26 protein-coding genes and 2 pseudogenes are annotated in these 25,412 nt (G+C 38.0%); 7 read left to right on the top strand and 21 right to left on the bottom strand.

Annotated elements, in window-relative coordinates:
• The first annotated feature begins 615 nt into the window (after nucleotides 1-615).
• Both SLH51_RS18900 and SLH51_RS18895 read left to right on the top strand, forming a co-directional pair.
• The gene (locus tag SLH51_RS18900) at nucleotides 616-978 is read left to right on the top strand and encodes a hypothetical protein (protein WP_335963031.1); all 363 of its coding nucleotides are present in this window, start codon (nucleotides 616-618) and stop codon (nucleotides 976-978) included.
• Between the two features lie 63 nt (nucleotides 979-1,041).
• On the top strand, nucleotides 1,042-1,224 hold the full coding sequence (locus tag SLH51_RS18895; protein ID WP_335963030.1) for a hypothetical protein: 183 nt from the start codon (nucleotides 1,042-1,044) through the stop codon (nucleotides 1,222-1,224).
• A gap of 233 nt (nucleotides 1,225-1,457) precedes the next feature.
• Here SLH51_RS18895 and SLH51_RS18890 read toward each other — a convergent pair whose 3' ends face one another.
• The 4 genes from SLH51_RS18890 to SLH51_RS18875 form a co-directional block, all read right to left on the bottom strand.
• Entirely contained in the window at nucleotides 1,458-1,616 is a 159-nt protein-coding gene (locus SLH51_RS18890; RefSeq protein ID WP_335963029.1) for a hypothetical protein, read from the bottom strand.
• Nucleotides 1,617-1,706: 90 nt separating this feature from the next.
• Nucleotides 1,707-3,005: a replicative DNA helicase gene (gene dnaB, locus SLH51_RS18885; RefSeq protein ID WP_335963028.1), complete on the bottom strand. Its 1,299-nt coding sequence runs from the start codon at nucleotides 3,003-3,005 to the stop codon at nucleotides 1,707-1,709.
• Nucleotides 2,998-3,333: a replicative helicase loader/inhibitor gene (locus SLH51_RS18880; RefSeq protein ID WP_335963027.1), complete on the bottom strand. Its 336-nt coding sequence runs from the start codon at nucleotides 3,331-3,333 to the stop codon at nucleotides 2,998-3,000. Before SLH51_RS18880 ends, dnaB begins: the two co-directional genes overlap by 8 nt.
• A complete protein-coding gene (locus SLH51_RS18875) occupies nucleotides 3,330-4,166 on the bottom strand; it encodes a DnaD domain-containing protein (RefSeq protein ID WP_335963026.1) in 837 nt (278 codons plus the stop codon). Before SLH51_RS18875 ends, SLH51_RS18880 begins: the two co-directional genes overlap by 4 nt.
• A 688-nt stretch (nucleotides 4,167-4,854) precedes the next feature.
• On the opposite strand from SLH51_RS18875, the gene SLH51_RS18870 reads away from it, so the two are divergent.
• Nucleotides 4,855-5,409, top strand: coding sequence for a hypothetical protein (locus SLH51_RS18870; RefSeq protein WP_335963025.1), 555 nt, complete (start codon nucleotides 4,855-4,857; stop codon nucleotides 5,407-5,409).
• 65 nt (nucleotides 5,410-5,474) lie between these two features.
• On the opposite strand, the gene SLH51_RS18865 is transcribed toward SLH51_RS18870, so the two are convergent.
• A complete protein-coding gene (locus SLH51_RS18865; RefSeq protein WP_335963034.1) occupies nucleotides 5,475-5,990 on the bottom strand; it encodes an NUDIX hydrolase in 516 nt (171 codons plus the stop codon).
• Nucleotides 5,991-6,035: 45 nt separating this feature from the next.
• Here SLH51_RS18865 and SLH51_RS18860 point away from each other — a divergent pair.
• A pseudogene (locus SLH51_RS18860) lies at nucleotides 6,036-6,218 on the top strand (aldo/keto reductase); the annotation flags it as partial.
• Nucleotides 6,219-6,325: 107 nt separating this feature from the next.
• On the opposite strand, the gene SLH51_RS18855 reads toward SLH51_RS18860, so the two are convergent.
• Genes SLH51_RS18855 through SLH51_RS18845 form a run of 3 tightly spaced genes read right to left on the bottom strand, consistent with a single transcriptional unit; the run spans nucleotide 6,326 to nucleotide 7,902 of the window.
• Complete coding sequence (locus tag SLH51_RS18855) at nucleotides 6,326-6,514, bottom strand: hypothetical protein (protein WP_335963024.1); 189 nt, start codon at nucleotides 6,512-6,514, stop codon at nucleotides 6,326-6,328.
• Between the two features lie 48 nt (nucleotides 6,515-6,562).
• A complete protein-coding gene (locus tag SLH51_RS18850; protein ID WP_335963023.1) occupies nucleotides 6,563-7,540 on the bottom strand; it encodes an HNH endonuclease domain-containing protein in 978 nt (325 codons plus the stop codon).
• Nucleotides 7,541-7,575: 35 nt separating this feature from the next.
• A complete protein-coding gene (locus SLH51_RS18845) occupies nucleotides 7,576-7,902 on the bottom strand; it encodes a nucleoside triphosphate pyrophosphohydrolase (protein WP_335963022.1) in 327 nt (108 codons plus the stop codon).
• Between the two features lie 241 nt (nucleotides 7,903-8,143).
• Here SLH51_RS18845 and SLH51_RS18840 point away from each other — a divergent pair, with 241 nt between their 5' ends.
• Nucleotides 8,144-8,539, top strand: a complete 396-nt coding sequence (locus SLH51_RS18840) for a (deoxy)nucleoside triphosphate pyrophosphohydrolase (RefSeq protein ID WP_335963020.1) — start codon at nucleotides 8,144-8,146, stop codon at nucleotides 8,537-8,539.
• 284 nt (nucleotides 8,540-8,823) lie between these two features.
• On the opposite strand, the gene SLH51_RS18835 is transcribed toward SLH51_RS18840, so the two are convergent.
• The 5 genes from SLH51_RS18835 to SLH51_RS18815 form a co-directional block, all read right to left on the bottom strand.
• Complete coding sequence (locus SLH51_RS18835; protein WP_335963019.1) at nucleotides 8,824-11,976, bottom strand: DEAD/DEAH box helicase; 3,153 nt, start codon at nucleotides 11,974-11,976, stop codon at nucleotides 8,824-8,826.
• A 58-nt stretch (nucleotides 11,977-12,034) separates the two neighbouring features.
• Nucleotides 12,035-12,280 (bottom strand): hypothetical protein, encoded by a 246-nt coding sequence (locus SLH51_RS18830; protein ID WP_335963018.1) that lies wholly within the window; start codon nucleotides 12,278-12,280, stop codon nucleotides 12,035-12,037.
• A gap of 196 nt (nucleotides 12,281-12,476) precedes the next feature.
• Nucleotides 12,477-13,352 (bottom strand): gamma-glutamylcyclotransferase, encoded by an 876-nt coding sequence (locus tag SLH51_RS18825; RefSeq protein ID WP_335963016.1) that lies wholly within the window; start codon nucleotides 13,350-13,352, stop codon nucleotides 12,477-12,479.
• A gap of 219 nt (nucleotides 13,353-13,571) precedes the next feature.
• A complete protein-coding gene (locus tag SLH51_RS18820) occupies nucleotides 13,572-15,113 on the bottom strand; it encodes a hypothetical protein (protein WP_335963014.1) in 1,542 nt (513 codons plus the stop codon).
• Between the two features lie 107 nt (nucleotides 15,114-15,220).
• On the bottom strand, nucleotides 15,221-16,216 hold the full coding sequence (locus SLH51_RS18815) for a hypothetical protein (RefSeq protein ID WP_335963013.1): 996 nt from the start codon (nucleotides 16,214-16,216) through the stop codon (nucleotides 15,221-15,223).
• 138 nt (nucleotides 16,217-16,354) lie between these two features.
• Between SLH51_RS18815 and SLH51_RS18810 the strand changes: the two genes are divergently transcribed.
• Nucleotides 16,355-17,698 carry a M20/M25/M40 family metallo-hydrolase gene (locus tag SLH51_RS18810; protein WP_335963012.1) on the top strand — a complete coding sequence of 448 codons (1,344 nt, stop codon included), beginning with the start codon at nucleotides 16,355-16,357 and terminating at the stop codon, nucleotides 17,696-17,698.
• 107 nt (nucleotides 17,699-17,805) lie between these two features.
• On the opposite strand, the gene SLH51_RS18805 is transcribed toward SLH51_RS18810, so the two are convergent.
• From SLH51_RS18805 to SLH51_RS18775, 7 genes and pseudogenes are all read right to left on the bottom strand, one after another.
• Nucleotides 17,806-17,955 (bottom strand): hypothetical protein, encoded by a 150-nt coding sequence (locus tag SLH51_RS18805; RefSeq protein ID WP_332699002.1) that lies wholly within the window; start codon nucleotides 17,953-17,955, stop codon nucleotides 17,806-17,808.
• 207 nt (nucleotides 17,956-18,162) lie between these two features.
• Entirely contained in the window at nucleotides 18,163-18,783 is a 621-nt protein-coding gene (locus SLH51_RS18800; RefSeq protein ID WP_335963009.1) for a cyclophilin-like fold protein, read from the bottom strand.
• Between the two features lie 43 nt (nucleotides 18,784-18,826).
• Entirely contained in the window at nucleotides 18,827-19,405 is a 579-nt protein-coding gene (locus SLH51_RS18795) for a DapH/DapD/GlmU-related protein (protein ID WP_335963007.1), read from the bottom strand.
• A gap of 126 nt (nucleotides 19,406-19,531) precedes the next feature.
• A complete protein-coding gene (locus SLH51_RS18790; protein WP_335963005.1) occupies nucleotides 19,532-20,638 on the bottom strand; it encodes a PQQ-dependent sugar dehydrogenase in 1,107 nt (368 codons plus the stop codon).
• Nucleotides 20,639-20,781: 143 nt separating this feature from the next.
• A complete protein-coding gene (locus tag SLH51_RS18785) occupies nucleotides 20,782-21,630 on the bottom strand; it encodes an aldo/keto reductase (protein WP_335963004.1) in 849 nt (282 codons plus the stop codon).
• Between the two features lie 46 nt (nucleotides 21,631-21,676).
• A pseudogene (locus SLH51_RS18780) lies at nucleotides 21,677-22,005 on the bottom strand (aldo/keto reductase); the annotation flags it as partial.
• A gap of 26 nt (nucleotides 22,006-22,031) precedes the next feature.
• Nucleotides 22,032-22,877, bottom strand: a complete 846-nt coding sequence (locus SLH51_RS18775) for an SDR family NAD(P)-dependent oxidoreductase (protein WP_335963003.1) — start codon at nucleotides 22,875-22,877, stop codon at nucleotides 22,032-22,034.
• A 273-nt stretch (nucleotides 22,878-23,150) separates the two neighbouring features.
• On the opposite strand from SLH51_RS18775, the gene SLH51_RS18770 reads away from it, so the two are divergent.
• Complete coding sequence (locus SLH51_RS18770) at nucleotides 23,151-24,053, top strand: LysR family transcriptional regulator (protein WP_335963002.1); 903 nt, start codon at nucleotides 23,151-23,153, stop codon at nucleotides 24,051-24,053.
• A 265-nt stretch (nucleotides 24,054-24,318) separates the two neighbouring features.
• Here SLH51_RS18770 and SLH51_RS18765 read toward each other — a convergent pair whose 3' ends face one another.
• A complete protein-coding gene (locus SLH51_RS18765; protein WP_335963000.1) occupies nucleotides 24,319-25,371 on the bottom strand; it encodes a hypothetical protein in 1,053 nt (350 codons plus the stop codon).
• Nucleotides 25,372-25,412: the final 41 nt, after the last annotated feature.

Here is a 25,412-nt window from a genome sequence, read left to right as displayed (position 1 = left end):
GGATCAAACTCTCCATAAAAGTTGAGTTGATTCGCTCAAAATGTATCGCTAACGATACTAAGTTATTTCAACCTATCAAATGATAGGATTTATTGACGAGAAAACATATTTCTCTATTTCGCTTGGCTTTTGTTCAGTTTTCAAAGAACTCGTTAACCGCTGTTTCATCAGCGACATTTATTATCATAACACAACACTCAATTCCGCGCAACAACTTTTTGAAAGTTTTTTTTGCGGCTCGTTACGAATCAATCAATCGTTCGTAGCGACAAGTAATAATATATCACAATAAATAATTCTGCGCAAGAGTTAATTTAAAATTAATTTTTGCGGCTAGATTTAATAATCTATCATATTTCGACACGAATAGCAACAATCAATTTCGATACTACACTTTTACCACAGTTCTCTATTTTTAAACTTAATACTAAAAAAACAAAGAAGACTTTAACTTTTAATATAAAGGAAGCTTTCCATCGCTTTTACATGTTCATGCAAATAACAATCTGCTCTCTATAATTAAAAACTCAATGCTGAACATCTACTCATAATCGTCTGCTCCAGCCACTATTAGGGAATAATAGGAGTAATCCTAAACGAGAAAGGAGCGGCATTTTGAACATAACCTCGATATCGTTTACCGACCCTCCAGTCTTTCATCAATTTCCCGCCATTTATGAAAACTTAGGTCTCCGACAGGTTTCTTCTTATATAGAACAGCCATTTAAATTTGGTTACAAATTAGGGAAAGCCGAAAGTACAGGACATGCTGGCATTCGGTTTTTTCAACAACAAGGGGATTTCCTTATTACCACCCCTAAAAAAATACCTGGATTCGGCACAGTAAGACTTGAGCAGCTAAAGAGTCTGTTACTGGAACAAACGAAACCTCACTTCATCGAAAAGCTGAAGTCCGAACCGCCAAAACAAAAAGTAATCCACACCTATTTCCGCCGAACTCGGAAAGAAACGGGTTGATCGAGTATATTAATGTTCGTTTAGAAAATGCTAGTAAGAAAGGATTTTCAGGAAGGAGATTGCATGATGAGTCATTCAAATGACCAAAACCAAATTCAACAGATGGCTGACTGGCTAAAAACAAATGTTGTGCATGTTACGGAAGGATCAGTCAATAAGACGATGATTCGACATAGTCTAAGAATGGAATTTGACGTTCAAGATGAAGAAGTGGTCGATGAGGTGTATGATTTGATCACTGAATGAAAAGAGAAAATCTCTGCTTTTTCAGGGGTGTCTTCATTCATTTTTCAGGGCTCAAATCCGCTATTTACAGAAGATTGCTAGCTTAACCCATAAAACACTAAATAACGGAACCACAGTCCTCAAACATAGTGCAAACACTGGTTTTTGTCACAAACGTAACGTGAGTCCGCTTGAGTCGATAATAACCGCTAAGGTGGGCCAAGGAACCTGTCCCTCCACGTTTCTCCACCCCCTCACTCCTTTCTCCCAGACCTCCACTTCAACACCCGTAACTGCTGCTTAAGCAACTGGTTCTCTCTTACTAGTAATTCATTCTCTAATTGGTATTCGCGAATTTGCTTTTTCAACAGTGACATATCATACGCTACTTTTAATTGCTGGACTTCTCCCATTTTTCGGCCTCCTTTTTTATAGGCCACTAAAAAAGGGTGCTTTTCCCTTTTTAGTGGTCCTTCGAGGTACTTTTTCAGCGTCCTCCTTTTTTATCCTTTTTCAGTAGCTATGCTTGTTGCTAGATTCACAAACCTTCCATATTCCTTCTCAAATAAGGCCTCCACCGTCCCAACTGGTCCATTCCGTTGCTTTGCGACGATGATTTCAATTTTGTTTCGCCCGTCCGTTTCATTGTCGTAATAATCATCGCGGTACAAAAAGGCAACAATGTCCGCATCCTGCTCAATGCTTCCCGATTCTCGGATGTCCGACATCATGGGCCGTTTCTCTTGGCGGGTCTCAACCTTCCTTGATAGCTGTGAAAGGGCGATAATCGGGACGTCGAGCTCTCTTGCCATCGCTTTTAGGGAACGTGAAATGGACGACACTTCTTGTTGGCGGTTTTCTCCTCGTTTGCTTGAGGATTGGATGAGCTGAAGGTAATCAATGATTACAAGATGGTCTCGGTTCGGGTATCTGCGTTTGATTTCGTTTAGTTTGGAACGAATTTCAGAGACTTTGATACTCGGGTTATCGATGATTTCCATGTCCCACTTTTCAATGGCTCCGATGGCGTTTACGGCTTGACGATAATCGGCAGCGGAAAAGAACCGTGTCGGATTTTTCCATTTCATCCCGTCAATCCGCCCTTCTGCGTTGATCCACCTGATGGCCAGTTGTCTATCCGCCATTTCTAGGGAAAAGAAAGTCGTCACTCCTCCCCTACGGCAGTTGACAGCACCCATCTGCAAGGCAAATGCCGTTTTTCCGACAGAAGGTCTTGCGGCGATAATGATCAAGTCCTGCTTTTGCCAGCCACCCGTCATTTTATCGAGATCGATGATGCCACTAGGTCTTCCTAAGAGATCCTCGGTTGGTTCATGCAACGTTTCGACGACATCAGCAAGGATCTCTTTTTTCGTCCGGTGTTGTTTCTTAATCGTCAGCTCCTGTATCTGTTGGAGCTCCGTTATCAGAGTATCGATGGACTCATCATTTGCTTCATTGTGGAATTGTTCGGTGAGTTTCATGGCCGACCGTTTCCGAACATGTTCGAGGATCAATTCTTCGTAGTGCTTGAAGTTGCTTGTTGTGGCGACGGCATTCATCAGATCAGATAGGTACGACACTCCCCCAATCGATTCGAGGACATCACGTAACATGGTGACGACAGCTACGATATCTGAAGGGGTTTCGGACCGCTCTAATGCTCGCATCGCTTGAAAGATGATTTTATGGCGGGCTTCGTAGAACTGTTCTTCCTGCAGACTGCATTCTTTAATGAGTTCAGGCTCAAGGAGGATCGCTCCAATAACAGCTTGTTCGGCGACGGATGGGTGCTCACTCATCTTCTGCCTCCGTTACTCCAAGCTGCTTGAACCGCGCTTGGAATTCTTCGATTTGCTCTTTGGTTGGGGGATTCCGAGAAGCATGTTTTTCATACTCCTGCGCTTTTCTCAACACTTCGTTTTCCTGAAGTGGATAAGAGGCAATATCTGAAATCGTTGGCGGCCAAGGGTTGGTGAGAATGTATTCATTCAACCGTTTCATGACCCCAGCAAGGTCCATTTGCAGCAAAGCCGGGACAAGGATTTTCATTTTCCGTTCTGTGAGTTCGTAGGATGGATAGACTTCGTGGATCGTTAGGAGAACTTCGGCTGCTTCCTCATTTGTCATGAAAAATCACCTCGTTTCACTCGTTCAAGTACATCTGTTGGGGAGGTTCGCGTTTGTCGCTTCTGGAAGTGGGTGACGCTTGCTTCAATGGCTTGGATGGTCGTTAAGTTTTGATTCGACCATTTTTTCAAAATTCCTTCTGCATAATCCCAACGTTTTTGCTTCATCAAAGCCTTTTTTATGGCAAGCATCACAACTTCCGGACTAAGTTCTTCTAACCAAAGGGCAATTGACTCTGCGATAAATGGATTCAGGACTCCGATGTTTTCTTCGTAAAAACGAAATACGACGGCGTATGGTTCTTGTTGTTGTTCTTCTTCTTTTTCTTCTTCTTTTTCTTCTTCTTTTTCTTCTTCTTTTTCTTCTTCTTTTTCTTCTTCTTGTCCACGTAACGTCGACGTATCGTCGTTTTTAAGGCAGAAGGATGCGTAAAGTTCTCGAATCGACTCATTGGTCACTTCTTGTCCAACATATTCAATAAGAGAATGATCCTTGACGTCCTCTAGTTCCTTCCGAATACAATCAAGCATTGGTTTGCCTCCACGGCCAAGATTGTGCTTGCCCCAGTTCTTGATCGCCAGCTCCCTTGTTTCAGCATTGTAACGAATGAGCTCATGTTGGTGCAAAAAGCGCTCAAATAACAGCTGCACCGTTTCAACGGAGAAGCCAGTTTCAAAAGCCACTTGTTTCTTCGTAATCCGGTAGATGCCAATTTGAGTTACTTGCGGATTGGTGAGCAGATACATGAAAAAGAACTTATCCTCCGGTGTCATCTCCTCCATCACTTTTGGGTCATTCCAAAAGCCTGTTTGAATCATACGGAATTTAGCCATATGAAGTTCCTCCTATCGTATGTATGTCTTCATACTATATATATAAAGATAGGTTGATTTGTGGTGGGAGGATTTTTAAAAAAAGTACTCTTCGTAAATATATTTATAAGTTCTTGCAGATAAAAAGTAGATATCGATAACAATAGCGGTTTTAGATTGCCTACTCCAGCGCTCTGATTTCCCTCATTTCTCTACCAAAATAGTTGACAACGGGTATTTTCATTTTGGGGAGCGCCTGGTCACTCCCCCTTGATGCTAAATAGATAAAAAATCTATATTTAGATTTCAATCCAATCCACATTGCTAAACCTATTTGTTTTCACCTTTCAACCTTTATTTCCTTTTACTCCCTTTATTGTTATCACCGCTAGCTGGAACTTTGCCGTGTAATTCTGGTGCATTTTGATTACGGCTGCCTTTATTATATTTTTTGGTCATATTTCACATCTCCTTTCTTAAATTCTTTCTTCAGTTTATCCCTTTTTTGAAATCATATGTTTTTTCTATTCATATATTGTAGCTAGTCACCTTAAAAATAAATACGCTGGCGTTTTTGTATGTATGATACTGGTGGTGTAACAAGCGGTGCCTGTGCGTTGAGACCCAAAGTGTTTCTGACATTTTTTAATTAACTTATCCATAAATGATAAACTCAGAATTGGGCAATCTAAAAATGGGAGGTATGAAAATGATCGCTTATTTTGGTACTCTGAATAAAATTGAAGATTTTACTAGTGAAGCAAAAGTTCAAAACGTCAATAACGTTATTGGTACAATTGGATTTTGGCTTACATCTGATATTCATTCTGCTAAACCCTATGCAATCGGAACGGAGACGGTTTATCAAAAGTCAGAAACGGAATTTTGGGAAGATGGAAAACCTAAGGTTATTCAAGTTGAAAGGCGAGTAACTGGCTTTATTTACAAACTATTTATAGATGAACCAAACCTTAAAATATATGATTCTAATACCGGGGATTCGTATGATTTGTTTATGAATGATCGTGACAAATATTGTGAATATATTCATGCCGGAAAAAGAAACTTTACCTGGAAAGATGAGGCTACCCTTTTAAATATGGAGGAAGCCAATGAAAAATTTCGTAACAGCCTTATTCAACAGGGGTATGAAGGCTTTGTCATTCAAAATTGCAAACTACAAAATGGGGTTACTGACTTGTATTGTCTTTTTTCAATAGAATCTCCGATCATTTCAGATATTATACCGGTAGAAACTTTGTAGTGTGAAACAGCGCCTGTCCCCCAATCCACTAACGCTTTAAATAAGCGGGGGACCATAACCCACGGTTAACTATGACTACCCATGAATTTTCTCATATCAAATAATACTTCTATCAAACTCTTATGGTATGGTATAAATATTTCTTGGTCGATCATCGTTAAGATTTCTTCTTTTGTCGCCCACTTCACTCGTTGTACTTCCTCTGGCTGTAACGTTAATTCCCTAATATCAAGATCTACTTCAACGAGATAATAGTCATCAAATCCCACTGGAAAGTTTATTGTTAAAGAAGGTCTTATACCGTGTAAGTCAATTTTATAACCTAATTCTTCCAGCACTTCACGCTCCGCAGCTTGTTGGCTTGTATCCCCAGCAACGGCACTACCTCCCACAGTAATGTCCCACATATTGGCCCAACCACTCTTGAAAGGTTGTCTTTGCTGAATCAACATTTCCCCATTTTTGTTGAACATACACACATGAACGACTAGATGGTACGCATCTTTTTCAAAAGGGTCCCCTCTCCTCATCGTTTTACCTGTGACATTTCTGTCTTTATCATAGATATCCCAAAGTTCCACATTTATCTTCTTTTCAATTAGATTCAAGCCCATTAATCTTTCATAGATTATTTGGATGTATTCCTTCTTCATCGTCCGGACGCACTAATGGAGCCTGAAGAGGTTACAGAAGCTTTCGATATTCTCGAAAATTCAGGAAAAGTAAGACATTTCGGAGTTTCCAATCAGAATCCGATGCAGATGGAGCTTTTAAGGAAATACATAAAACAACCGATCGTTGCTAACCAGTAGTCACCGTACAAGATCCCAAATAGAATCTGAGTTAGACTTGGTTCATTTATTAGGACGTAATGGTGCACCTGTTTGTGGGCCAATTCAATCGGTCAAACGTCACTTTATAGAAACAATTGAAGCAAATGATTCTGCAAAATAGAAAACGTTACGTATTCTCCATAGTTGTCTTTATCAGACATAGTATCAAAGAATCCATTTCCACTTACCTCTTCGTATTTAGTATCTCGGAACTTCTTATAAGGTACGAATAGTATTAGTCCTAGTATTACTGACAGCAATAGAAAATCCATTTTAGTCCCCTTTTTAAAGTAACATTTCCTCCTACTTCCTTGTCCCTCCTAAGGACACCAAACCGTATCAAACCCATTTTTAATCGAATAATCATACAACATGATCATTTTCTTAGACTTATAATTCGTCATCAAGGTATCATCTTGAATTTTATGAGTAAGCTCAAAATTACGGTCAAGAATAAATTCAAGGAACGATCGATCCGGCAGCTTGTCACTTTTCGAACTGTTACATCGATTACAAGACAACACTAGATTCCATAATTGATCTGACTGAACAAACGACCAAGGAATAAAATGATCGACGTGCGTTTCTCTCTTTTTTCCGGAAAGAGTCTTATTACAATAAAAACAGCTTGCTTCAAAATGACTCATTAATAGTTTTTCAAATGGTCGTAATGACGATCGTTTTGCGATGCTTTCTACCTTCCCTAGTAAGTAATTAATACTTGGTACTTCATTAAGCTCTTCAATCATGGCTGCCATGTGGTAGTTCGTAAGGTTTACAATCAACCTTTGATAATTCAGCATAAAACTATGTACTCCAGGATTTAATTTAAGACATTCTCTCTTATGATCAAAAGCGTAAAAAGTCCCTCTTGTGTCCCCATAAAGGGCACCGAAGACATTTTCCTTCATGGTTGTTTTTATTTTTTTCACTAGGTTCAGTTGTAGGCTAGCATCAATTTTATCAAAGCTAAATTCAGAAGGGATGGCATAGTTTGTTTGGGTCTCTTTAATGATCGTCACTACCCTCGCATTTTTCCCTCTATTTTGCTTATCTAGATTATGATGAACAATTAAGTTCCAATAAATCTTTGTAAACGAGTAAGCCAATTGATCATACGTCAACTCAAATTGATCATTCACTTGATACAAATTTTCTATCAAAGATTTGATAAGAGCATACTTATATGTAGATGACTTAACCGATTTACTCGATAACACAATCGTAAAGATTCTCCAGATTTCTTCATCTGTTAAATATATTTCTTTAAGCTCACCCACCTTTAACTTATGACTCATTCAATCCCCCCCTAACAATACCAACTATAAAAGCACTACTTATCCTCTACATCAAGTAAGAAAATTCGTTCCTCAAAACCACCGCGTTCTTGCTGCTTCCCTTCTCTAACACGTTCAATCTCAGATGGATCAACCCCGTCAAGATGAGCAAGAGCATAAACAACCTCTAATAAATCAGCCATCTCTTCGACCCGCTCTTTCGTTGTTTCAGCCTGTATTAGCTCTTCCAATTCTTCTTTTAACTTTACTTGTAGTTCTTTTTCATACGTAGGTGTATCTAACATTTCTATCCGATAACGTTTTCCGCTTTTTTCAATGATTTCTGGAATTCGATCTCGGATGAGTTTGTTGTATGTAGGCATGGTTTACCAACCTTTCCCTTTTGCTGCAATCACTCGTTGCAACAAGCATTTCTTAACCTCCATCATGCCTTGCAGCAACCTGTATTTGTGTGCTTTAGTATTTTTGCTAATTCACTAACTGATTTTTTGAACGTTAGATAAATAAAACCCATGAATAACTTTTAACTACACATTAGAACACCAACCTAAACAAAAATGTTATGATTATTACAGATTAACACTCACTAGGAGGACCATCATCTTGAAAAAAGCAGTCAAAGTAGTAGCCGCAATTATTGAAAATAACCAAGATGAAATCTTATGTGCCCTTAGATCTCCTGATATGTCTATTCCGAACATGTGGGAATTTCCAGGAGGAAAAGTTGAGAAAGATGAGGACATCTACACTGCCATTAAAAGAGAAATTAATGAAGAGTTACAATGTCAGATTGAAACTCTTGATTTCTTTAATGATCATACCCATGAATATGAGAATTTCACTATTAATCTTATTGCGGTCAAAGCAAAAATCATTGAAGGTAGCCCTATTCCTAGCGAACATTCCAAACTTATTTGGCTGAAAAGAGAAAACCTAAACTCTCTGAAATGGGCTCCTGCTGATATTCCAGCTGTTGAATTACTAATAGCAGAACAATAGTCAGCTTCCCCACCCTTCTCTTTCCATTTAAAATTCCAATAAATCGCTCAGGCATTAGTTACTCAAACGTTCGTTACGCTTGAAAGAGTTTCCTCGCTATGAGCAATGAAAAGGATTCGTTTATATCCTTTAGCAAAAAAAAGATGATAAATACTTTTACCAAAGCCTCGTCTTCATAATAAGTGCTTTATTATAACCGTCTTCAACTACCCGCTTTAGTTCCTCTAACGCCTCAACCTGAGTTTCACGCGTGTACCGTCTAAAGGTGGTACACGCGTGAAAAATTAAAGAATGTTCTTATTCGCCCTCGGTACCAGATAAGACGGCATTTCCTCATGCAATCTCCACACAAAACTTACCGGCTTACTTCCAGAATGCTTCACATAATCGACAAACCCTAAAAAGACAAACGAAGCAGTTAACCCATACTCTTGTTTATATTCCCTTACAAATAAAGCCAACTTATGCCCTTTCTGCTTATGAGTGATATAACGTTTAGCTGTTTTGCTTCCTTCAGCTACTGTCGATTGTGATTGCCAATGAAATAGCGTTTCATTAATGGCATAATCATCGTATAAAGTTGACGGTGAAAAATCCTTTTCTGATTTATTTAACGTCGTGAAGAAAATATCTAATCCTTTATCTTCAAAGTGTTTTACCCCTTCTCGGAAGAATGGACTTGCCGTTTCACTAAAATACCCTAACGCAGCTAACACTTGCGATCTCGAATATTTGCTATGGACTTTTAACGGACAAGGGAAATCAAATTCATTGTCCTTCTCCATCGTCTCAAGCGAGTTATAGAGAAAAGATAAAATTTCAAGTAGTTCTTCTCTAAATTGCTTCACTTCAATAATTTGATAAATTCCCTCTTCTAAAGAGGCGAACCCTTCCTTCTTTGGGTGATGTTGATAAAAGGAATAATACAACATCGCTAACATCAGCTCGTCTTCTTCGGTTTCAACAACGCCCTCTTGCACATAACGAATCCAAAAATTCAATAACGCTTTTGAATTAATATGAAATAAATTAGGTAATCGACTCGTAATCTGCTTTTCTTTTTCACAATGAAAATCATCCATCGCTTCCGCTAGCACTTTAAATCGAGCAAAGCTACGATCCTTAGTTTTCCCATAAAAATCATACAAAGATAAGTGATAATGCTGTAAGAAATTGTGTAACGTTAGCTCTTTCCCAGTATCTTGCTCGAAATACTTCATTTTAGCGATTAGGTTCCCTTTAGTGTTGGCACTTTGCTTAATATTTCTAAGAATATAATCCTTAGCCTGTTTTTCTAATTGAATGAAACAGCCTTTGGGTAAATAAAAAAAGCCATTCTCGACATAATGCTGAATCGAATGCTTCGACCTTCCTACTAGCGCTTTAAACTTTTCTTCAAAATTATATTGTTGATGGACCTGTCCAACGAAGTCTAAAACCGTTAAACAATCCTTTCCTTCCGAGAGCCGTAATCCCCTTCCCAATTGTTGAAGAAACACAGTTAAACTTTCCGTCGGTCGTAAAAATAAAACGGTGTTTACTTCTGGGATATCAATCCCTTCATTATAAAGATCCACAACAAAAATAAACTTGATGTCTCCCTTTACAAGCTTATCTTGTGCCTCATTTCGTTCCGTCTTGTTCACATCTCCATATAACGACACCGCCGGAATACCACTTTTGTTAAAATAAGCAGCCATATACTTTGCATGTTCGATCGACACACAAAACCCAAGACCCTTCACATCATCAATAGACGTTACATACTTATGAATGCTCTTAATGATCTGGTTGCTCCGCATATCACTCGATGTATACACATTCTCTAATTCTCGAAGATCATAACCCTTTCGACTCCATTTCAGTTTAGAAAGATCAACAGTATCACTCACACAAAAGTATTGAAATGGAGAAAGCAATTTTTGATTCACCGCTTCCGTTAAACGCATTTCAGCAGCTATTGTATCATCAAAATACGTTAAAATGTCCTTCCCATCCATTCGTTCAGGCGTTGCGGTTAATCCAAGAAGAATTTGAGGTTTGTAATGATTGATCAACCGTTGATAGGAGTCCGATGCAGCATGATGAAACTCATCAACAATAATAAAATCGTAAAAATCACTCGTTGTTGATTCATATAACTTCTTACTATTAAAGCTATGAATACTCACAAATAAGTGATCTAACGAAGAAGGCTGATAGCTCCCCACAAGCAGCTCACCAAAATTAGCATCTTTTAAAATCGCTCGAAACGTATCCCTACTCTGCTTGAGGATCTCTTCCCGATGAGCAACAAATAACAAACGAGCTTGGTTCTTGTTAGATTGATAAAATTGCTTATAGTCAAACGCAGAAATAACCGTTTTCCCCACGCCCGTAGCCGCAACCACTAAGTTCTTATACCGACCAAAAACATCTCTCTCAACTTTCAACTTTTCCAAAATCTCTTTCTGGTAGTGAAAAGGCCTTATATCAAAAGCAAAATGAAAATCATTCGTCTCTTTTTGCTTCGTTTTAGACAAAGCACTTTTTAAGAGGTCTTTGTGCTCTGGATCATCAAAATGGAACGTTTGAAATTCCTTGTCATTCCAATAACTCTCAAACGTCGCTTCAAACTTTCTTACGATATCAAACGAATCCTTTTCCGTTACTTTAAGGTTCCACTCTAACCCGGACGTTAACGCCGGATTGGAAAGATTGGAAGAACCAATATAGGCCGTACTGAAGCCAGTATCTCTTTGGAAGAGATATGCTTTTGCATGAAGTCTCGTCCTTTCAACATCATAGGAAACTTTAATTTCCGTATTCGCTAATTGACTTAATTCTTCAATCGCTTTAAAATCAGTCGCCTCCATGTAGGACGTTGTGATAACTCTTAACTTTCCACCTTTTTCAGTAAAGGTGTTTAACTCCTCAATGATGCAACGCAAGCCACTCCATTTGATAAACGAAACAAGCATGTCGATTTGATCAGAAGTTAAAATCTCCTTTTTTAACTCACTCAGCATGTTTGGCTCATAGTTTGAGCCAGTAAAAAGTGAGCTTTGCGAAATCGGTGTGACAGGCCTTATGATTTTTTCCTTCCGTAAGCTTTTCACTGAATTAAGACGTGAATAGACAGAAGTAAGAACCTCGCCCTCTTTTTCTATTTGTAGGGTCTTGTATTCATCATCATCTAGTTTCTGACTAAGTAATGAAATAATGTCATTGCAGACTTTGATTTGCTCCAGTAATGCTTCCGTATCATCTTTTTTATTGTCTCTCAAAAATTTGAGTGCCCGTCTTGTTATGTGAGAGATGTAACTTGATAAGATTTTTCTCGCTTCCTCGACATCAAGTTTCTCTTTTCCGAGTTCATATGTATCTAAGTCTAATTCTTTAAGTTCGGTGTTTAGTTTTTGGGTAATGATTTCTTCGTAGATACCTTGCTTTAGCATGAGTTCACCTCGGTTTGCTAGATTTTGCAATTATCAGCTAGCTTATAATCATTTCTGACTATACTATGGCTATATTCTTATGATACATTAGTTCGGCATTATTTGTTAATAAATGACATGGAAGCACTGGGACGGTTCTTGTGCTTCCTTCGTTTAGCGAAACTAAAGAAGCAAGAGATCCTTTGCTTCCGAAGTTCTGTTTTATTTCACTGTATAGTTCAATATACTTTTCGTCCTTGTTTGAAAAATACATATCTTTCATTTTCATTAATTCTTCATCTTTAAAAACATATAGTCCGATCATTAACAGTGCATCCTCTAGCATGTTTTTTACTGTTGGGATCCATACGATTTTCTTTTCATTTGGGGCATTTGTTGATTATATAATCAGTCCTGGCCGACTATTTTCAGATAAATAAAGGGTATGGGTGATCCCATTTATTCCTCCGTCATATGGATGTGCATGACCTACTAGTATTTGAGCAGTGAATGGTGCCATATTAAATCTCCTCCTCATTGAGTTTCATTGAAAATTGGTTAGATAAATCATCCTTAAGTTTTTTATAGTAACGATCACTTACAAAGCTCTTTGCACCTCGGAGGATCTCTGCTGCATATTGTTCTGGTGGTGCAGTTTCCTTTTCCTTATCAATCACTAAGAAAGTTAATACGTCGTTGTACCAAACACCATCAATGATCACATCCACAAAAGCAGGACGGTAAATATTCATGTACACGCCTTCTCTTTTGTACAAATAATCCAGCGTCTTGTTTTTAATTTGATAGACTTTTCCTTCCACCCACTGATTTGATTCAATTATATCGGCTCTACCGCCATCATGGGATTTTCTTGAATAGGCTAGGGAATAGTTTTTAACAATGCCACAGCCTGCCACTAGAGCAAATTGATCCTTGACGCCAGAACGATGAAACCTCTCACTATCCATACAAGAACCATAGGCGAAATACAGTATCTCATCTTTATTTAAGTAACGATGACACTTCCAATCACCAAATTTAATTTTTTCAAGATTAGTAATTTGAGAAGAGGTGAAAACATAGACGAAAGTTTCAACTGTACTGTTGTCTGTGTAAACTGTTTGTGTGATTCTATCATAATGATTTATTTGACCTTTGCCAGCATAGCCTTCTAAGCTATCAAGTCTGTTTAATTGTTCAGTTGTTATATCATACAGTTCACCGTACACTCTACTAGTCATTCCTTGAGTCATTGCTGGGTATCCATAGCCAGTGTTATAAAGGACACCGTACGTCCAGCACTGGCGTGAATGGCACTTTGATTCTTTCAATAAACGGCAATTTACTTCATGCTGACGTAATGTTCCGTATACAAATACGTGATAAGTTTTGCTCATCATAACCTCTCCTTTTTTTGTTAGACTTTTAGTTCTTTCAAGCTGTAATGATCAAACGATTTGCTCAACTGATATGTCTTTTTTCACGAGAACCACATTCCTTTCTAATTTGTTACGTACAGGATAAAACAGGCGATGTGACAGAGGTGTCACATTGGATATGCGAGAAAAGGAAAGGGGGTATTCCAAAGATAAAAATCATACCTTGATACGCTCCCCCTATTTTATAAAATAAGTATCGCTTCCTTTAAGCCAGCGTTTATCTACTATTTGATTCTCCAAAGCTACTAGATAGTCGCGCTCAGCTTTCTGCAATTCATTTGTGTTTTGAATGCAGATTTTTCCTGAGTGCACATAGATATAATCGTCCTCATAGAGATAGTCGCAACCAAATAAGCAAACAGGCATGACAATATTAGGATCTGTTCGTTCACCTTCAGTACAGGTAGCACGTTTTTTCTTGTGCGCTGCTACAAGGGAGCTGATAGAGAAGGTTCTTCCGCAAATCGCGCAAGTCTCTGTGTTTTTGTTTTTAAATAGCCAGTCTCTAAGTAAGAATTGTTCTTTTCTGGCTTTTGCATATTGAGTTATATCTGTTTTTCCTTCTAGTGCTTTTAATAGCTTCTTATATTTCTCATATGAATTCTCTTCTGTTGGTGTCTGAGGCTTTGCTTGGAATAGGGTAATCAATTGTAATTCATAGTTTCCTCTGCCGTTAGTTTTATCGACAAATATAATCGGAGAATGATATAAAGCTTTATCACGATGGGGTTTACTGTACCCTTTCTCCTCAAGATAGGAATTAATTACGGGATATCTTAGGGTAAAAGTTTTTCTACTTTTATAAAAATGAAGGATGTCATTTTCGATATCTAATAAAGGACTCTTTTCTACGTTTATTCTTGCATAATCACCATTCGTTAGTTTCACGTATTTAGAGTTCATCATGTATTGCTTAATCAGATACACACTTGGAATGACCTTTCGAAACGTTCTTTTGCTAATGTATGTGTGAATAATTTCAGATAAAATATTAATGTTAACATGATTTGTTACATTTACTATTTTTTCTAACGCATTCACCATGACATTGTCTCGGTCTTCAAACATATACCATAGATTTTTTTCGTCTGTTTCATATACCCAAGATGTTTTTGTCTGCATAATGAGTGATTGATAGAAAAGAAAATCATTGTATGTGAAATTATTGATAGAGAAAACTTCATGCAAATTAACCATTCCATGTCGTCCAGGAAGTGCTCTTAGTTTTCTCATATCACTTCTTAGCTCTTCTTCTTTTTCTACTTTTACTAGCAGGATGTTCTCCTTGTCCTCTATTTCTGTTTTTGTAGCCTTGTTTATATCTAGATTGTAGAGTTCATAGTCCTTACAAAGATTAAACGTATGGAGTAAGTTCAATAAACCCCTAATATTTAATTCTTCATCAATTACTTCGCTGTCTATCAACTGTTGAATAAATTCATCAATAAAAATCACTTCATTTCTTTCTACTAACTGACTGATTTTGTGTATTACACTGAAGTGATCTTGATTGATTTTATTCACAAAATTATTTGTAACGATTTGCCTGATTCTTTCTCTTGAACCAAGACCAAATTCTTCTGCTACAGACTCGAATGTTGGGAAAGACTGTGATCCAAGCCCAAAGTAGGTTTGCACAATTTGAATATTTCTATTTAACGTATCCGAATGACGTGTGTGCGCTTCTCTCATTAACTTTTCAATTGTTGTTTTTAACATTTGAATCATCCTCTCTTGATTTGTTAACTAAAATATAAAATAAGTGATGTGACACTTATGTCACATGGAGGAGTCGAATACATTAGGAAAACAAAAAAGCTTTTGGATTAATCCAAAAGCAAGTCCGATGTGATATCTCTACTATGTTTTAGCATCCTGTATTCAAGTTCATTGTTCCAACAATAGCCACCAGTTACCGTTTTGATAAATTCGTACATAGGGTCTAGTTCTTGTAATCTTGAACGTAGCCTTCTAATATTTTGTCTTAATGCAGCCTCCGGATCATTGGATTCACGAAATCTCTTTTGAATGAGATCTTCTCTGCTGACTCCTTCGGGGTTACGCATGATGTATTCCAGAAAAGGTACTTGATTATAGGGGATCTGAATCTCTCTAGTATTAAATGATACGGTCGTGTAATGAATAGTTCCTTGATTTAAAATGATGTGAGCTTTATTTTTAAAAGGATCTGATTGTTGAACGTAATCTTCTTCAGTTAAATTAACATATTCCCATCCATTGATAATCATTTGATAAGGTTTTTCCTCTTCCTTGTTCCTTCGTCCACTTTTTATTTCTTCTATTAGAATCTTGATTTCACCAAATACCTCTAACTCTTTTTCTGGAATTTGCTCGATTTTCCCTAACGTTTCATTAGCAATAATTTGTGTTGCCTTAAGTATGTAATGATGGGCTTTTATTTTTTGATCCTGTTCTAATTGATTTCTAGCATGACTGGCCTTTTTACGTAACGATTGTTGAAAAGAATCAATCGACTTCGCCCAAGCTTCTTGACCGAAATAGAGAAAACCTAAGCGGTAACAGGCTCTAGAATTGGAGGGGTCAATTCTTACAACTGAGTTGAACTTTTTAATAGCCTCATCATAAGCGTGTTGACGCAGCTTCATATCTTCCCCCTGCTTAAGTAGCAGATAGGCAAGTGTTTCTTGATAAGTAATGTCACGTTGATTGATCTTCGAAAGTCTTTTATATAATTGAACTCCTTCATTAATCCAGCTTTGATCGGTGTCATCCTCTCTATCCCACCAATCATTCTCTTTTTCTAACAATTCTTCTTCCGTTAAGTCTGATAATCGTCTCATTCTCCTATCTCCTTCTTAGACTCTTATTTCATTCTTCTTTTCTACAGCTTACTCGTTAACACCTCTTTTTGTTGTGACAGAGCTGTCACATTGATCTTGGTAAATTAATATCAGACAAACAAAAGGAGATGGTTGATTATGAATGGGAAAACACTTTTAGTACGTCATGGGTTTTTGCAATCAGATGTGGAGCGAGCTGCAAACGGGGAGATGACAAAGACAGGTAAGTTTCTAAAGAAAGCAATAGGCCTTGTTAATACAAACGACAAAAAATTAGAATTAGTTTTGGAAAATGATTGGTTACAAGCCTTGAATGAAGCATCGCATCAAGTAGAACGAATGGGTCGTGAATCATTGATTGATCCTATGAAACAAGAGCTTCCTCTAGCAGATATAGATCCACATATGCGGGGAATCATTCGCTGGTTAAATGCTCTAGGTTTTTACACTGTCTATTGCTGCGATGGACATAACACGAGACCTGCTTATGTATATGCGAGAAACCACCTTACCATGCAGCAAATGAATCTTATTCGAGCTTGTGTTATTCCTGGAATCAAAGTACGTTTTTCTGGAAAAAAAGTAGGTTTTTATTATGATCAAGGAGACATTCACAAACTGTTGGATGTTGCTGAGCGACTTTATGCCTTGATCGAAATACCAGAGAGGATAGTTGATTTTGAGGCGGAAATTTTCAAACCTCGCTTACTTGATTTACTCTCTCTATCAGGATCAAGCGGAAACGAACGCCGAATCCGGACGTACTTGCAACAAAGATTACAACGAATGACTGATTATGCGTACGTCGATCATGCAGGTAATCTCCTGGCCTACCTTAATTGCGGAGATGGTCCAACGGTTTTGTTATCCGCTCACATGGATACGGTTGAGGAGTTTGATGCTGGACGTGAAATCCTAGAAGATGGGACCAGTTTAACAAGCTCATCTGGTATTTTAGGTGCAGATGACCGTGCTGGAATTGCAGTCATTTTAGAAACCTTATCCCGAATCCACAAAACAAACTTCAATGGAGCGTTAAAAATTGTTTTCACGGTTAAAGAAGAAATTGGATGTGTTGGCTCAAGAGAAATTGATACAGATTTTATAGAAGATGTAGACGGGGCCATTGTTGTTGACCGTAGAGGCACACGTGACATCGTCATATCTAACGGTGGAACCTCTTTTTGTCCAACTGGTTATGGTGAAGTGTTTGAGAAGGCAGGAAGATTACTTGGTATGGACGATTGGAAGACCACTGCTGGAGGATTAAGTGATGCGAAAGTGTTTGCCGGATATGGAATCCCTTCAGTTAATTTATCTGCTGGTTATATGAATGAGCATACAGATTGGGAGTCGGTTGATTATAAGGCTACGTATGAGACGGTGAAGTTGATTGAGGGGGTGCTGCATAATCAGATGATTCGGCCTCAATTCCCTCTCATGACAAAAAACTCGTCATCAGATAACCCTTCCTCACTATAAATTTAACTGAAATTTATGGGAATAATAAACTCTATCATCAATTGAAAAAAGAACTTCGAATAAGAAAAACATAGGGAGATTTTTGTCTTCCTATGCTTACATTCATATTATTTATCTGTTTGTTTTTGCTTCTTTTTCAAATACTCCGCACGTAATTTTTCAAGTTGCTGCTTTTTATCAAATTTGGCAGGCGTCTGTTTTTCATGAAACTTTGTCACAGCTACCTGACCTTTGGCATCTAATTGATATTTTCCCACTTTGTTCACCTACTTTTCTTGTCTTTAAAAAGAATCTATTCAACAAATATAATATACCTTATTTTACTGAAGTAAACCTTATTACTTTATTATGTACTGCTAACTTTACATATATCAGGGAAGCATCGGAAGCATCGGGACGGTTCTTACGCTTCCTTCGTTTAGCGAAACTAAAGAAGCAAGAGATCCGTCCCCATGCTTCACTTATTAATTTTCAACTAAATCAAAATTAACGCGTATATCACCGTTACCGACTGCTTTTGCAAATCTTTCCACATCCTCGATATATCCGAGACGAGTGTAGCTATAGGAACTTGAAAAGGTTTCATAGAACAATACTAGACAATTGTCCCCATAAAGCATAATTTCTCCCGCATTAATAACGCCGGGTCTCTCAGAATCTGTTGGGAGTCTATCTGAAAGATAATAGAACTTTTCATTTCTATAAAGATCCTCCATGTCTATGCTTAAAGGGAGTAATTCAATCAGTGCTTGTGTTGTTTGGTTATCATAAAGTGTTGCTAAGAATACTTCGTCGCCTATTGTAATGTTTAGATCTATAGTCGTTAGCGGGGGTGACATTTCAGCCTCATCCCTTTCTTGGTTAGTTTCACTGCTTAGCTCTCCTTCTACATTCGACTCTTCACTTCCTTGGTTAGTTTCACTACTTGGCATTTCCTCTACATTCATCTCTTCTCTTTCGTTTGTTTCACTAGTAGAACAAGCAGTCAGGCCAAAGCTGATTATAAACATACATAGTATTAAATGTATTTTTTTCATTACCGATATTCCTTTCTTTATAAAATTATTTAAGTACTTTTCATTCAATACAAATCACCTATAATCTGCAGATAACAAGAAAACAGCAGGATTACTCCATACTGTTTTCGATATTTTTAAGAATTTTTGCAGGTACACCGCCAACAATGACGTTAGGCGGTACATCCTTGGTGACAACAGCACCAGCGGCGACAATAGTACCGTCACCAATGGTCACACCAGGTAGAACTGTCGCGTTTGCTCCAATCCATACATTGTTACCTATCACTATGGGCCCAGGATGCATCGTACTGCGTTTGTTGGGATTAATGTCGTGATTAAGGGTAGCCAAAACAACATTGTGTCCGATAAGCGCCCCATCGCCAATTGTAATGCCGCCCTGATCTTGAAAACGACATCCTGAATTGATAAAGACATTCTTTCCCACATTGATATTTCTACCACAGTCTGTATAAAAAGGGGGAAATAAGGCAAATGTCTCATCTACGGGACTGCCTATTAAATCAGAAAATAATTTACGAATTTCTTCCGGGGGATGATAGCTTCCGTTGATCTGGGCAATCATTTTGAGGGCTTCCTGTGATACTGTATGCATCATTTGATGTATTTCTGATCCCCCCTCAACCGTCTCACCACGGTTCAAGTGTGCTAGAAAATCTCGAATTTCCATTGACATTCTCCTTATCAATATGACTTTCTTAAGATGTTGTTTTACTTCCTTATCATTCCCTATTATTACTGAACAAGAAAGATACTTTGTTTCGTACACATCACTCATTGAACTTGCAAAACTAATTTAATTCTGAATTGAGATTCGATATAGCTTATCGTCATTCTCTGCTGGATTACCACGTCCATCTGTATTATTGCTAATGAAATAAAGGTAATTATCTTCTATTAGTACATCCCGGATTCGGCCAAGTCCAGATATTACTTCTCGTTGTTCACCTGTTTCAAGGTCAAATTCTAAAACAGCAGATCCTCTTAATGCTGCAACATACAATTTACCATCATAATAGTCCATTCCAGATGGTGCCCAAGTATTTGTATCACCAGAAGTAAACAGCGGTGAAACCATACCTTCTTGTTCCTCATTGCCTTCAATAATCGGCCAGCCATAATTTTGACCAGCTTCTATTAAATTGACCTCATCATTTGCTCTGCTGCCGTGCTCACTTGAATATAGCGTACCATCAGACGACCAAGTAATTCCTTGAGGGTTGCGGTGTCCATAACTATAAACATAGGAATTTGGATATGGATTATCATTTGGAATCGATCCATCAAGATTCATTCTTAAAATTTTCCCACCTAATGAATCGAGATCTTGTGCTATATCTGGTGCAGATGCATCTCCAGTCGTTACATAAAGTTTCCCATCGGATCCGATTTTAAGCCTTCCTCCATGATGGTAGGTACCGCTTGGGATATTATTGAGTAGCAAACTCTTTTCTCGCCAAACGTTTTCTTCCAAACGCAGTGTAACAATCCGGTTCAATGGTCCAGAACTGTCATCATAGGTGTAATAAGCGTAAGCTATATTAGATTCCAGAAATTCCGGATCGAGTACAAACCCTAATAACCCTGCTTCTGGAACTGAAGAAAGTTCTTTTTCTAGCTCTACGTCTTGCCGTTCAATTTCTCCATTTTCCATTCTTATGATATATCCTGGTCTCTCTGTCAAATAGAATGTATCTTCAAGTTTTTCAATCGACCAAGGAATCTCAAGATTTTCCGCAATTACTTCTTGATTTTCAATGAGTAAAATTTGCTCTTCTTGCCCTTCATTTTCTCGCTCACCTGAAGCATTTCCCGGCTCAGTCCCAGTATTTTGATGGTCATTTTCAGCACATCCAGCAATCATAAGTAGTAGAAATATAGGTAGGACTATGATTTTTTTCATCCTCAATCACCACTACCTTTCATGTATTTTGTTTTAGTCTTCTTTTAAATAAGAAGGGAGATTTTTTAGAGATAAATCAATCCACTACATATTACATTCTTTGGTTACCATTTTGCCTGCACAAGTAATTTCTACTTCTCTTCTTACCATAAGGCAAGAGGCTGTTTCATGCTAGGTCTTGGATAGATTGAATCTAATTGCTCCAAATCTTGTTGAGTTAATTGAATCTCAGCTGCTTTCACATTATCTATCACATGAGCGGTATTACTAGATTGTGGTATAGCAATTGTTTGACCATTTCGAATACACCATGCTAATAAAATTTGGAAAATATCTGATTGGTGTTTTTCAGCAATTTCCTTTATAACTTTTTGTTTGGTTAGGTTGGTACCAAAACTATCGCCCCGAGCAACTGGAGCATAGGCGATCAATGGCATTTCAAGTTTGTTCATCATAGGTACTAAGTCAAATTCAATTCCTCGATCTCCCAAATTATAACGTACTTGATTTGTTGCACACTCTAGTCCATCAGGCAGTTTTATTATTTTTTCTAAGTCATCAATATCTAAATTAGAAACACCCCATGACTTAATTTTCCCCTGACTTTTTACTTTCTCTAACGCTTCAATCGTTTCTTCAATAGGAATATTCCCTTGCCAATGGAGCAAGTATAGATCTAAGTAATCCGTATTTAATCTTTTTAAGCTATTTTCTACACTAACCGCTAATTGCTTTTTTGAGGCATTTGAAGGAAGAACTTTTGAAATGAGAAATAGTTCTTCACGGTTATAAGGCTTAATAGCATGTGCAACTAACCTCTCAGAATTTCCATCACCATACATTTCAGCAGTATCAATAACTTGAACGCCATGATCAAGACCAGCTCTTATTGCTTCTACCTCTTGTTCAAATTTTTCTGCTTTGTCTCCCATATTCCAAGTGCCTAATCCTATGGGAGAAACTTTTCTTCCTGCAATTTTTACTTTATTCAATCTTTTCACTCCTCATCTAAATATTTTATAGCTGATCTCGATTCAATTAATTATGACCAACTATTGGATGGGGAACATATGGTTCTTCCAAGAATGCAATTTCTTCAGATGTTAACTTAACAGAAAAGCATCAGCCGCTTCTTCAAGTTGAGATATATTTGTAGCTCCAATGACCGGAGCAGTTACAGGTTCCTTCTGCAACAACCATGCTAGAGCAATTTGAACGCGAGGAACGCCATATTTCTCAGCAATTGCCGCAACCCGCTCAACAACTAATCGATCTGCATCAGCCGTTGCATCGTATTTCAATTTTTGAATTTGGTCTGTTTCGGAACGATGTGTTTTTACCGACCAGTCTCGAATCAATCTTCCTGATTAACTTCATATGAAAGCATGAAAGCTTATGCATCCTCGTAAGATAAGGATATCGAAAGGTCACGATAAGCATTGATCTGGTTTTGAAGCTCTGCAACTTTCTGCTCTGCGCCAGCAATCGCATCTGCACCAGCGGTCCAGCGTAAAGGTGGTTCATCCTGATTTACTATGGTGATTAAAGACTTTGCAAGTTTGGCAGGATCGCCTTCCTGTTTTCCATTTTTTTCTTTCCAGAAAGCCTGATATTGTGCATTACGCTCGGAGTAGTCATCGATAGAAGACTCAGCAAGGAATGTTGATTCTGGCTCCAAAAATTCGGTACGGAAGAAGCCTGGTTCTACAATGGTGGTTCTGATTCCATATGGAGCGACATCTTGATGTAACGACTCCATAAAACCTTCAAGAGCGAACTTCGAAGCACGGTAAGCCGCATTGTACTCAAATCCAACCAATCCTGCGAGAGAAGAGACCGAAATAATGTGTCCATTACGATTTTTACGCATCAAAGGTAACACCGCGCGGGTAACGTTCATAGGACCATATAGATTAGTATTGATTTGTCCTTCAATCTGTTTAGTAGTCAATTCCTCAAAGAAACCTCCATAGAAATTACCTGCGTTGTTGACCAATACATCAATACGTCCAAATCGGTCAACAGCCGACTTTACTGCAGCCTCAGCATCTGTGGGGTCTGTAACATCTAACCTCACAATTAACAGATTTTCGTCATCGCCAAGAACTTTGGCTATCCTTTCAGTATTACGACCAGTGGCAACGACCTGGTAGCCTGCTGCAAGAGCAGCTTTTACGAACTCAACCCCCATTCCGCGTCCAGCACCTGTGATAAACCAAACTTTCTCATTATTAGTCATACTTATTCCCTCCCAGATTGATTTTGATTTTATTTTTTTGAAGTCCTAATAATACTGATGTGTCGGACGGATGATGGTTAGATGTACTCATAATAACAACAACTTTATCTTTAATAGTAGACACACTAATCACTGTCCTTTCTACTGATGTTATTACTATTTATTTTAGCTATGTCATTTAGATATAGCTAATACTCATATCGCATATCATGATATGCTTGTTGAGTATTTCTAAAACGTATATACTAAAACGTAATAAGGGAGGAGTATTTTATGGAATTAAGAGTTTTGCGTTATTTTCTAACTATTGCAAGAGAAGGAAGCATTACGGCGGCTGCTGATTTTTTGCATCTTACACAGCCAACCTTGTCAAGACAAGTAAAAGAGCTTGAACAAGATTTAGGTAAAAAACTATTCATTCGAAGTAGTCACAGTATCATTCTTACCGAAGAAGGAATGCTCTTTCGAAAGAGAGCAGAAGAAATTCTTGATATGGTCGACAAATTAGAGGCTGAATTCAGTTCCATGGAAGAGACAATAGGTGGTGATGTCTATATAGGTGGTGGAGAAACAGAGGCTATGAGACAGATTGCACGGGTAGTAAAAGATTTACAATTAAGTTATCCAAATATCCGGTATCACCTTTACAGCGGAAACGAAGACGATGTGACAGAAAGGCTTGACAAAGGATTGCTTGACTTTGGAATTTTAATTCAACCAGCTGATTTATCAAAATACCATTATATCGATATTCCAGCCAAAGATGTTTGGGGCGTAATTATGAGGAAAGACAGTCCTCTCGCCTTCAAAGATACCATTCAAGCCGTGGATTTACTAAATGTTCCGCTAATCTGTTCAAGACAGCCTATGAAAAAAACATTTTCTAAAAATGAATTTACGGATTGGTTTGGTGAAGATTTTGATAAACTAAACGTCGTGACTACATACAACCTTGCCTATAATGCTGCCATTATGGTTGAAGAAGGCATTGGTTATGCAATAACTCTTGATAAAATCGTAAATACGTCTAGCGACAGTAACCTTTGTTTTAGACCGCTAAAACCAAGACTTGAAGCTGGCTTAAATATTGTTTGGAGGAAGCATCAGGTTTTTTCCGCTGCAGCTGATATGTTTTTAAAAGAAATTCAGTCGAAATTTACAAATTCTTTATCATAACATTAGCATTGAAAGCTATTTTGAATTATTAGGCCTGGGATTATTTGTGAAATAAAGAGACTGTTGCTGCGTAATATCGTTGTACTGCGCAGCAAAAGACTCTGTTATTTTTTCATCTTTCTTATTCAACATAAGCTCCCTATAGTTGAATATCAACGAATAGTAAAGTGAAGGAAAATAAAAACTCTCATGTATACAATCTATAAGTAATCTAAATTCGCCACATTTGGTTTTATTTATGTTAAATGACCATTAAAATGATGAATTAAAGTTTACCACAATGCTTGCATCGTCCCCGCCTTTTTAAATAATAGGCTAAAATTGCTATCCCTAGAGATATTCCCCATGGCAACCAAAACAAAAAAGGAACAAATTGTCCCCAATTTTCATTGGTAATTGAGCCATTAACCATCATAAATATGATTTGTGGACTGAGCTTTAGCCCCGTTATCGTGATAATAGTCGACATCAACATTGCAGGAACCATAACAAACCAAATTGGAATTTGTTTACCTGCTAGAAAAAAACACCACCATGGAAAAATCACTCCCCATCTCTGAATAAGTCCAAGAGTTAGAACTCCACCGCCAATACATAATCCTCCCAGTATGGCTTCAACTCTTACATTGTCTTCATTCCCAACCATTGATGAGTCGTTTGTCCCCAAAGGAATTCCTAACGCCCACGCCCATCGGACAATACCGTATGGCAATGCCATAATAACGGCAAAATAGGTAAACCACTTTCCCCACTTTGCTGTTGCTTTTGCTGATGATCCTTCTGTAGCGTCATTCCTGCCACAATTGCCGCAAGCATTCTGTGTAAGACGAAAATATGCTATTGCAGAAGCGCCCCATATGAACCCACCAACTATACAAAAAACTTGATTAATAACTCTCCAATCAAGCAGATCAAAGTGAAGCAAAAACAAATAAGCAAAGTTCTGCACAATTCGCGAATCTGGAACTATAAATATAAGCGTCACACTCATTATCCAAGCATAGGAGAGAAATATTGCACGATGAAAACGACTTCCCCATGTCATTTTCATCGCAATAGCTACCACTGTACCTACCAATCCAGCTATGGCAATGACTGGTCCCCCGACATCAACATTAAGATTTGATAAAAATGATCCCATCATTTCTGCCCGTGAATCGTTTTTACCGAAAGGAAATCCGTTTCCACCTAAAAACCAGTACAGCCCGAGTAACCCGTATAAGAGGGACCATAGAGCAGCTGCATACCCAGTCCACTGCGGCCAACACGACAGCCAGGAAAAATGTGTTGAATTATTGATATTTATTTTCGGTTCCATTTACACCCTCCCTAAAGCATTTTCATAATAAAAATTAAAAT

The organism is Halalkalibacter kiskunsagensis (genome assembly GCF_037027555.1).
In the GTDB taxonomy this organism is placed as follows: Bacteria; Bacillota; Bacilli; order Bacillales; family Bacillaceae_D; genus Halalkalibacter; species Halalkalibacter kiskunsagensis.
This window is presented reverse-complemented; position numbering and strand designations above follow the sequence as displayed.

What these genes read in the sequence shown, in the direction of transcription:
- SLH51_RS18895 (WP_335963030.1), top strand. Translation starts at nt 1,042, where the DNA reads ATGATGAGTCATTCAAATGACCAAAACCAAATTCAACAGATGGCTGAC.
- SLH51_RS18890 (WP_335963029.1), bottom strand. Translation starts at nt 1,616, where the DNA reads ATGGGAGAAGTCCAGCAATTAAAAGTAGCGTATGATATGTCACTGTTG.
- dnaB (WP_335963028.1), bottom strand. Translation starts at nt 3,005, where the DNA reads ATGAGTGAGCACCCATCCGTCGCCGAACAAGCTGTTATTGGAGCGATC.
- SLH51_RS18880 (WP_335963027.1), bottom strand. Translation starts at nt 3,333, where the DNA reads ATGACAAATGAGGAAGCAGCCGAAGTTCTCCTAACGATCCACGAAGTC.
- SLH51_RS18875 (WP_335963026.1), bottom strand. Translation starts at nt 4,166, where the DNA reads ATGGCTAAATTCCGTATGATTCAAACAGGCTTTTGGAATGACCCAAAA.
- SLH51_RS18870 (WP_335963025.1), top strand. Translation starts at nt 4,855, where the DNA reads ATGATCGCTTATTTTGGTACTCTGAATAAAATTGAAGATTTTACTAGT.
- SLH51_RS18855 (WP_335963024.1), bottom strand. Translation starts at nt 6,514, where the DNA reads ATGGATTTTCTATTGCTGTCAGTAATACTAGGACTAATACTATTCGTA.
- SLH51_RS18850 (WP_335963023.1), bottom strand. Translation starts at nt 7,540, where the DNA reads ATGAGTCATAAGTTAAAGGTGGGTGAGCTTAAAGAAATATATTTAACA.
- SLH51_RS18845 (WP_335963022.1), bottom strand. Translation starts at nt 7,902, where the DNA reads ATGCCTACATACAACAAACTCATCCGAGATCGAATTCCAGAAATCATT.
- SLH51_RS18835 (WP_335963019.1), bottom strand. Translation starts at nt 11,976, where the DNA reads ATGCTAAAGCAAGGTATCTACGAAGAAATCATTACCCAAAAACTAAAC.
- SLH51_RS18830 (WP_335963018.1), bottom strand. Translation starts at nt 12,280, where the DNA reads ATGATCGGACTATATGTTTTTAAAGATGAAGAATTAATGAAAATGAAA.
- SLH51_RS18825 (WP_335963016.1), bottom strand. Translation starts at nt 13,352, where the DNA reads ATGAGCAAAACTTATCACGTATTTGTATACGGAACATTACGTCAGCAT.
- SLH51_RS18820 (WP_335963014.1), bottom strand. Translation starts at nt 15,113, where the DNA reads ATGTTAAAAACAACAATTGAAAAGTTAATGAGAGAAGCGCACACACGT.
- SLH51_RS18815 (WP_335963013.1), bottom strand. Translation starts at nt 16,216, where the DNA reads ATGAGACGATTATCAGACTTAACGGAAGAAGAATTGTTAGAAAAAGAG.
- SLH51_RS18810 (WP_335963012.1), top strand. Translation starts at nt 16,355, where the DNA reads ATGAATGGGAAAACACTTTTAGTACGTCATGGGTTTTTGCAATCAGAT.
- SLH51_RS18795 (WP_335963007.1), bottom strand. Translation starts at nt 19,405, where the DNA reads ATGGAAATTCGAGATTTTCTAGCACACTTGAACCGTGGTGAGACGGTT.
- SLH51_RS18790 (WP_335963005.1), bottom strand. Translation starts at nt 20,638, where the DNA reads ATGAAAAAAATCATAGTCCTACCTATATTTCTACTACTTATGATTGCT.
- SLH51_RS18775 (WP_335963003.1), bottom strand. Translation starts at nt 22,877, where the DNA reads ATGACTAATAATGAGAAAGTTTGGTTTATCACAGGTGCTGGACGCGGA.
- SLH51_RS18770 (WP_335963002.1), top strand. Translation starts at nt 23,151, where the DNA reads ATGGAATTAAGAGTTTTGCGTTATTTTCTAACTATTGCAAGAGAAGGA.
- SLH51_RS18765 (WP_335963000.1), bottom strand. Translation starts at nt 25,371, where the DNA reads ATGGAACCGAAAATAAATATCAATAATTCAACACATTTTTCCTGGCTG.